Below are 7,114 nucleotides of genomic sequence, written 5' to 3'. Positions count from 1 at the left end.
AACAACCACCGGGCCAACCATCACAGCGTCGGCAAGACGGCCAAACGCGCCGAGTCAATCAAGGAACACCAAGCCCGCAGAGGATAAATGCCAAGCTAAGTGGCTGTTGTTGTTCCGAACTTGAGGAGTGCTGGTCGAACGGGAGTCACCTGAACTCCCGACCCGACCGGTCCTCCCCCGCCATCGTGACCTCCGCGTCCATCACATCGAGCGGCAGCACGACCGCGCGCACCGGGTGGACGTCACGTCGCCGAGATGCCCGGCCGCACGGCGAGGCCAGAGCACCCACAGGCACGACGCCTGGCGTACCGCCACCACCAGCGTCCTCGCAGCAGTGCGCAGCTTGTCACCCGAGCGGTGGGAGGCGGGACGTCCGCAATGGCCAACCGGCGGCGACTGTGAAAATCGCTGTCCGATCACCGGAGCACGGTGATAGACATCCGGCGTGGAAAAGAATCTTGAGTTCCCTGACCTGTTGCGACTGATCGATGAACGGTCGACCGCCTTCCGCGCCGTGGTCGCCGCCGCGCCCGGTCTCGACGCGCAGGTGCCGACCTGCCCGGGGTGGACGCTGTTCGATCTGGTGAAGCACCTGGGTGGGGGAGACCGTTTCTGGGCCGCCATCGTCGGCGCGGGGTCTGCCGACGCTCCCCCGGCCGAGGCCGTCGCCGCGCGCGCCGCGCTGGAAGTGCCGCAGGAGCGTGAGGCCCTGCTGGCCTGGCTGGACGCGTCGACGCAGCTTCTGCTGGGCGCCCTGCGCGCGGCGGGACCGGAGAGCGGTTGCTGGACGTGGTGGCCCGCGTCGCAGTCACCGCAGACCGCCGGCGGTGTCGCCCGGCACCGGGTCCAGGAGACCGCGGTGCACACCTACGACGCCCAGCTCGCCTGGGGCGCCCCGCAGCGGCTGCCGGTCGAGCTGGCACTTGACGGTGTGGAGGAGTTCCTGTTCACCGTCTGCGCAACGCCGAGTGCCTGGCCGCACAAGCCCACGGCCTTCGACTTCCACGCCGCCGAGGGCCGCTCCTGGCGCCTCACCGTCGACGGCGACGGCGCACGCATCACCCGCATCCCCGCGCCCACCGCCGCGACCGGCGAAGACTCGGACGCAGCCGGCGCCTCCGTCCACGGCACGGCCAGTGAGCTGGTCCTCTACCTGTACGACCGGATCCAGGCCGACTCCTTGCACGTTGACGGAGACGCAGGGCTGCTCGACCTGCTCCGCGCCTGGGAGCCGGAGGAGAAGTAGGACGTAGCGGGGGCCGTTGGCCGCGCCTCGAGCCGGTAAGACACGACTCTTCGCCAGGTTCGTCAGTCGCGGCACCGGGCTCAAACCCGCGAGGCGGCCTCCGGGCGTCACCAAGCCGACCGTCTACCTGGATGGCAGTGCGAATTTGTCCGTCCCAGCAATCACGAGAAGCGACGCGACTGCCGTCCCGATCTCGTCGAGAAGTCAGTCGATCGGGTGACTGCCGCGGCTGCCGTGCATGAGAGCAGCGCCTCTTGGTAGCTCGAAGTCTGTCGAAGCCAACCTGCGGTCCAGGAGGCTTTGTTGTCGCATTTCAACGGCAACGCGGGAGTGGGGTCCACTTCAGCCACTCTCGCGTGTGACTGTCTGGCTCACAGGTTCGGGAACGCCAGAGACCACGGGGCGCGCGAGCGTCGGTATCCCACCGACATGTCGGACGCCGAGTGGGCGGTGGTCCGGCCACTGCTGCCGGTGCCGGGCTGGCTGCGGGGCCGGGGCGGGCAACCGGAGGCTTATTGCCACCGCGCGATGCTGGACGCGATCCGATACCTGGTCGACAACGGCACGAAGTGGCGTGCCATGCCAGCGACTTCCCACCGTGGGACGGGGTCTACGCGTTCTTCCGGCGCTGGCGCAACCACGATCTGGTCCGCGAGTTCCACGACCGGCTCCGCCGCCTGGTCCGCGAGCGGGCCGGGCGGGACTCGGAGCCGGGCGCGGGCGTGATCGACTCGCAGTCGGTCAAAGCGGACGCGGTCGTCGGCTCTGACAGCCGCGGCTTCGACGGCGGCAAGCTAATCAACGGGCGCAAGCGGCACGTCGTGGTCGACACCCTTGGCCTGCTGCTCGCGGTGATGGTCACCGCAGCGGATGTGGGCGACCGCGCCGCGGCCCAGGTCCTGCTCACCCAGGTCACTGCCGCGCACCACCTGCTGGCCCTGGTCTGGGCCGACGGCGGATACACCGGCAGCCTCGTCGAGTACTGCCTCGCGGCTCTCGCCCTGGTCCTCGCCATCGTCAAACGCAGCGACGACATGCGCGGCTTCGTCGTGCTGCCCAAGCGTTGGATCGTCGAGCGGCTTCGCCCACCTGATGCGAAGTCGCCGTCTCGTGCGCGACTTCGAGCGTTCCATCGCCAGCGCGGAGGCGATGGTCTACTGGTCGATGACGATGCTCATAGCCCGCCGCGTTGCCCGGCCACGTCCTTCGCGAGCTTGAATCGGCCAGGTGCCGGCTCGATCAGCCAGCCGCGCGCCGTCAGCCGCTTGGCCTTCGATCGCAGTGCCTCCACCTTTCCCGGTACGGGGTCCAGGCCGAAGCAGGCGGCCATCTCCTGGCACGTCAAAGCTCCTTGACCGAGTCGGTTACGGTCACTGAGGGCCTGCAGGATGCGCTGGTAGTCCACCGACAGCGCCGACCAGGCCAGCCCCGCGCGCCACACCGGCACCACTGTTTTCGGCTTCGCCGCCTCCGCCGGTTCGGGCCGCGCCGGCTGCACACCGGGAGCCGGCAGACCCTCGGAGGCGGCGGGGCCGACGACGGCGTCGTTGCCCGGGGCCAGTACCTCGCCAACGCGTGAGCGGGCGATGACCCACTCGTTCCACTCCCGCTCAGCCACGGCCAGCTCCGCCTGGAGGCGGTCGGCCTCCTCCCGCAGATCGTCGACACGACGGGGAGCGGTGAGCTCACGCTGTTCCAGCAGTCCCACGACCGACGGCATCCTCGACCTCCACCAAAGCAACGACACGACACGTCACCACTGCCACAAGACCGCCGACCCTATGCCTGACCAGCGAGAACGCAGTCCTCAAGCCCGGAAAGACAACAACCTCTAACAGAGCCAGTCATGCCGTCCCCGCAGCTCGTCAGGCAAGGACGTTGACGGCGCGGGCGACCACCAGCCCGAGGATGAGAAGGGAGAGCAGGGCCTGGATACTCATGACGATCTTGGCCCAGGGGGCCAGTGGCATGACATCGGTCGGGCTGAAGGCGGTCGCGTTGGTGAGCCCGAGGTAGAGGTAGTCGATGAAGCGGGGGCGCCAGTCGGCCGAGCCCAGGGTGGGGTTGAGCTGCTGGGGGAACGCGAGTGCAGGGGTGGGAGGCATGTGGTGGGCGCGGGCGGCGGCCCCGCCGCAGTCGAGCTCGTAGTACAGCAGTGAGAAGGCCAGGACGGTGCACACCCACACCGTGCCACCGGCCTGCAGCAGGCTCGTGGCGGAGCTGGTCTCCCGCCCGCCGTGAATGAGGTCGTCGACCAAGTGGACGGTCGACCAGACGGCACTGAGCGCAAGGGCTCCGACCAGGGTGATGGAGACCGCGCGCAGGAAGGCGGAACGCCGGTCGATCCGGCCCGGGTCGCCCGCGATCAGCGCAAGCAGGAGCAGCCCCTCGACGACGGGGAACACCCAGCGAGGCGCCATGCGCAAGCCGTCGGGGAGCAGCACGGTCAGCACCATCGCAGCGAGGACTGCCGCGGCCATCGGCCAGCGGGATTCGCCGAATGACTCGTGCGGATCCGGGCGCACGGCCGGCTCGGGAGAGTGGTGTCTGGTCACGTGGGCGGGCCCTTAAAGTCATCGTCCGTTTTCGCCGTCGCGGGGCATCCGCGACAGGGTGACGCTCGCGGAATGGGGCGCCAGGGGGAACAGGGGGTACTTGTGATCGGTGGTCCCTTTGCCTGTGGCCGGAACTCTGGTCCCCGCACCACGACTGATCCGAGGTCAGGGCGTGCGGGTCAGAACGACGTTCTCCAGTGGCTCTCCGGCGAGGTGGTGCAGGATCTGGGCGCGGACCAGACGGCGTGCCCGCGGCAGGAAGGCCGAGCTGTTGCCTCCGACGTGAGGACTGATGTGTGTGTGGGGCGTGCCACAGCGAATGACCGGGCGGGAGGGGCTCTGTGTCGGTGACGTCCAGGGCGGCGTGCAGTCCCAGCGCGGGGCGGTAGCCGGTCCGCCACTCCTCGATGTCCTGGCCACGCACGAAGTCGGGGATGCCCCGGAGTGACGCGAGAGTGAGCGATACGGCGAGTTCGGCGGTGCTGGTGTCATGAACGCCCCTGGCGTTGCACAGGTGACCCGGGCCGGAACGAACTTCGCGAGGTCGTCGACGCCGGCTGACAGGGACTGGACGACTTTCAGCCGAGGCGCGCTCACAAGGAGGGGCACGGCAGCATCCGTGCAGCCGTAGGGGATGACAAAGAATTCCACCGATGCGAGGCTCTGCGCGTCCGGCGGCCCGCCGACGCCGTCCCACACCGTGACGGACAGATCATTTGGAAGGCCGCGCACATCTGATGCCGGATACGGCAACAGGAACCGGGCGGCGCTCTGATCAGCGGGACGGTCCAAGGAACTCACGGGCCGAACCTAGACCATTCGCCACGAATGATCGGGGCGGACTCGACCGACGTCGTCCGCTGAATTTTCCGTTCGGCCGAACTCGGAGAGCCAGACCGAGGCGGATGTTGCGGGCGCGTCATGGCTTTCACGGCCCGGTAATGGTCTACCAGCCGTCGTGTACGCGCCCTGCTCGCACGCATTGCGGTATCGATGAGTCCCGGCGCGCACGGCCGTATCCGGGGCTGGCGGGGTCCCGCCACAGCGGCGGCGCATCCCGGTCCCCCTCCGTGCGTCGTCCCGTCTGCGCGAGCCCGTGCTCGTCGTAAATTTTATACGCGGTGCGCGCCCTTTGCGCGTCCGTGCGGGCCCGGCAGAATGTTGGTATTCGGCCATGAGGTCAGGGGGACATGGTGGAGATTCTCGTCCAGGGGCGGGATGCCGACCAGGCGGTTGCCGAGGTCGTGTCGCTTGCCGACGGGGCCGCAAACGTCCGCAAGCAGGAGGAGTCGGAGGCCCACAAGGACCCGGTGAGCACCGTCGCCGCCGTCGTCGCCATCGTGGGTGGGTCCGTGACCCTGGCCGACCAGCTCATTCGCTGGTGCCGGCGGTGGCGCGGGAGCCGAGCCGCCGAGTCCGGGCGGTCCGTGGAACGGATCGTTGTCATCGTCGCCGGCCGAGACCGTCCCAACGAGCTGCTGGAGAACCTGACCCGGGAAGAACTGGAACTCCTGCTCCGAGCGGAGACCGACGACACGGACCGGTGAGCGGTGGGCTGAGTCGGGAGAACGGCATGGAACGTCACATCAGTGTGCACATCGACCAGACGGACTCCGACACGATCCGCCTCCACTACGACTACGGCTCCGGCGACCAGGCGACACCGGTAGCAGTCGATGCGACCGCCGTTCAGAGGCGGATCGACCGCGCGGAGACGGAGTACTACGCGGAACTGCCCTCCGACCCCGAGGACCGGGACCGGCACCTGCGGTCTCTCGTCGCCTTCGGCCGGGATCTGTACGCCTTTCTGGACACCCCGCAGCGACTCCTGTCCCGTTGCAGCGAGGACAGTGCCCGCGATTGGGACATCCTCGTCCTCGGTATTTCCGCGGGCCCCTCCAGCGCCCGCTTCAGCCATCTGCCGTGGGAACTGCTCCACGACGGCGACACCTTCGTAGCCACGGCCCCGACTCCGATCGTGCCGGTGCGTCGCCTGACCGGCGCATGGCCGAGTCGGCCACCCCAGCACCGCCCACTGCGCATGGTCTTCATGGCCTGTGCTCCCGATCTGGACACCGCCGCACCGCTGGACTACGACGGCGAGCAGGGTCGGATCTGGGAGAAGACCCGGCGCCAGCGGATCGACCTGGAAGTGGAGGAGCTGGGCGACCTCGACGAGCTGGAGGAACGCATCTATCGGCGGGCTGCGGGCGAGTTCGACGCCGTTCACCTCACCGGGCATGCCCTCCACACCGAGGACGGCCCCAAGTTCCTCACCGAAGATCCCATGGGCAGGCCGAGGCAGACCGGCATTCGGGATCTGCAGCGGAGCCTTGCGGGGCGGTCCACCGTGGTGTTCCTCTCCGGCTGCCGCACGGGTGAGTCCGCCGACGCCGGGGCTGTCGCCTCGCTGGCCGAGAAGCTCGCGCAGGCCACCGCACCGGTCGTGCTCGGCTGGGGGCGGCCCGTGGCCGACGTCATGGCGACGGAGGCGGCTGCTGTGTTCTACCAGTGGCTGGCCCGCGGCGAGTCTCCCACCACGGCACTCGCCTGCACCTACCAGGACATGTACACCAGAGTGCCGTACTGGCACCTGCTGCGCATGTTCGTCCGTGGCAACCCGCCCGGGCCGCTCGTCGTACCGGCCGCCGACCGTCCGGTGGGCCCCGTGCCGCGGGACGCGATCGTCATGGCGGAACCCCGCCCCGGCAAAGCCGAACCCGCCTACCCGGACCCGCTCCGGTTCGTCGGCCGCCGCCGTCAGATCCAGCGGGCCATCAGGGTGCTGCACCCGTTCACCGACGCCCGGGCCGTCCGCCCCGGACTGGTCGTCCAGGGGATGGGCGGCATCGGCAAGACGACCCCTGGTGGGCAGGGTCTGCCAGCGCCTGGAGGACCAGTTCGACTTGGTTGTCCTGCGGCTGCGCGAGAACTATCTGACGGAGGAGTACCTTCGGCGAGTGCTCATGGCAGACCACCGGTTCTCGGGCATGCTGGAGGGCATCGAAGCCGGCTTGCCACTGACGCAGTGGCTCGGCGCGGCGTTTCGCCACTACCCGGGCAACCTCCTCTTCTGGCTGGACGAGTTCGAGACGAGCTTCCGGCCCGATCGCACGACGGTCGACGAAATCGCCATGGTGGACGAGCTGCCCATCGCCCAGAGCGAGACGGTCCAGGTCCTGGAGGCGCTGACCGGCGTCCTCGGCACGCCCCAGCGCAGCGACCGGATCGTCATCACCAGCCGCTATCCGCTGAACCTCCCGTGTACCGCTCGCTTCGAGACCATTACCCTCACGCCGCCGCGTGAGGAGGA

Annotated in this window: 6 protein-coding genes and 2 pseudogenes; 5 read left to right on the top strand and 3 right to left on the bottom strand. The window is 68.9% G+C overall.

Annotated features, from left to right (window positions below):
* Positions 1-445 precede the first annotated feature (445 nt).
* The 3 genes and pseudogenes from AB0D48_RS32240 to AB0D48_RS32230 all read left to right on the top strand — a co-directional run.
* Positions 446-1,246 carry a maleylpyruvate isomerase family mycothiol-dependent enzyme gene (locus AB0D48_RS32240; RefSeq protein WP_362405016.1) on the top strand — a complete coding sequence of 267 codons (801 nt, stop codon included), beginning with the start codon at positions 446-448 and terminating at the stop codon, positions 1,244-1,246.
* 429 nt (positions 1,247-1,675) lie between these two features.
* Positions 1,676-1,972, top strand: a complete 297-nt coding sequence (locus AB0D48_RS32235; RefSeq protein ID WP_362405013.1) for a transposase — start codon at positions 1,676-1,678, stop codon at positions 1,970-1,972.
* Positions 1,969-2,265, top strand: a pseudogene (locus AB0D48_RS32230) (transposase); the annotation flags it as partial. The gene AB0D48_RS32235 and the pseudogene AB0D48_RS32230, both read left to right, overlap by 4 nt.
* A gap of 155 nt (positions 2,266-2,420) precedes the next feature.
* Here AB0D48_RS32230 and AB0D48_RS32225 read toward each other — a convergent pair.
* The 3 genes and pseudogenes from AB0D48_RS32225 to AB0D48_RS32215 form a co-directional block, all read right to left on the bottom strand.
* Entirely contained in the window at positions 2,421-2,966 is a 546-nt protein-coding gene (locus AB0D48_RS32225) for a hypothetical protein (RefSeq protein ID WP_362405010.1), read from the bottom strand.
* A 145-nt stretch (positions 2,967-3,111) separates the two neighbouring features.
* On the bottom strand, positions 3,112-3,801 hold the full coding sequence (locus tag AB0D48_RS32220; RefSeq protein ID WP_362405007.1) for a hypothetical protein: 690 nt from the start codon (positions 3,799-3,801) through the stop codon (positions 3,112-3,114).
* Between the two features lie 165 nt (positions 3,802-3,966).
* Positions 3,967-4,500, bottom strand: a pseudogene (locus AB0D48_RS32215) (NAD(P)-dependent oxidoreductase).
* A 491-nt stretch (positions 4,501-4,991) separates the two neighbouring features.
* On the opposite strand from AB0D48_RS32215, the gene AB0D48_RS32210 reads away from it, so the two are divergent.
* Both AB0D48_RS32210 and AB0D48_RS32205 read left to right on the top strand, forming a co-directional pair.
* Positions 4,992-5,348 (top strand): hypothetical protein, encoded by a 357-nt coding sequence (locus tag AB0D48_RS32210; protein WP_362405004.1) that lies wholly within the window; start codon positions 4,992-4,994, stop codon positions 5,346-5,348.
* 26 nt (positions 5,349-5,374) lie between these two features.
* Positions 5,375-7,108: a CHAT domain-containing protein gene (locus tag AB0D48_RS32205; protein WP_362405001.1), complete on the top strand. Its 1,734-nt coding sequence runs from the start codon at positions 5,375-5,377 to the stop codon at positions 7,106-7,108.
* Positions 7,109-7,114: the final 6 nt, after the last annotated feature.

It is taken from the genome of Streptomyces sp. NPDC048269 (assembly GCF_040652395.1).
GTDB lineage: Bacteria > Actinomycetota > Actinomycetes > Streptomycetales > Streptomycetaceae > Streptomyces.
Note: the sequence above shows the minus strand (reverse complement) of the source record. Positions and strands in the feature narration are given on the sequence as shown.